This is a genomic window from Rheinheimera sp. A13L (assembly GCF_000217935.1).
In the GTDB taxonomy this organism is placed as follows: Bacteria; Pseudomonadota; Gammaproteobacteria; order Enterobacterales; family Alteromonadaceae; genus Pararheinheimera.
In genome coordinates this window covers 1-623 of record NZ_AFHI01000065.1, presented here as the reverse complement: position 1 = coordinate 623, position 623 = coordinate 1, and the positions used below count along the sequence as shown (strand labels likewise).

Genomic DNA, 623 nt, shown 5'->3' with positions numbered 1-623 from the left:
CCCCTTCGTATCTGGCTTTCACGAAGCCGAACTGTCGCTTGATGATGCGAAATGGGTGCTCCACCCTGGCCCGGATGCTGGCTTTCATGTATTCGATGTTGATGGCCGTTTTGTTCTTGCGTGGATGCTGTTTCAAGGTTCTTACCTTGCCGGGGCGCTCGGCGATCAGCCAGTCCACATCCACCTCGGCCAGCTCCTCGCGCTGTGGCGCCCCTTGGTAGCCGGCATCGGCTGAGACAAATTGCTCCTCTCCATGCAGCAGATTACCCAGCTGATTGAGGTCATGCTCGTTGGCCGCGGTGGTGACCAGGCTGTGGGTCAGGCCACTCTTGGCATCGACACCAATGTGGGCCTTCATGCCAAAGTGCCACTGATTGCCTTTCTTGGTCTGATGCATCTCCGGATCGCGTTGCTGCTCTTTGTTCTTGGTCGAGCTGGGTGCCTCAATGATGGTGGCATCGACCAAGGTGCCTTGAGTCATCATGACGCCTGCTTCGGCCAGCCAGCGATTGATGGTCTTGAACAATTGGCGGGCCAGTTGATGCTGCTCCAGCAGGTGGCGGAAATTCATGATGGTGGTGCGGTCCGGCAAGGCGCTATCCAGGGATAACCGGGCAAACAGA

The 623-nt window shown here is 57.5% G+C and carries 1 pseudogene; it reads right to left on the bottom strand.

Going from position 1 to position 623, the window contains the following annotated elements:
* Nucleotides 1-623: pseudogene (locus RHEIN_RS18000) on the bottom strand (IS5-like element IS5 family transposase); the annotation flags it as partial.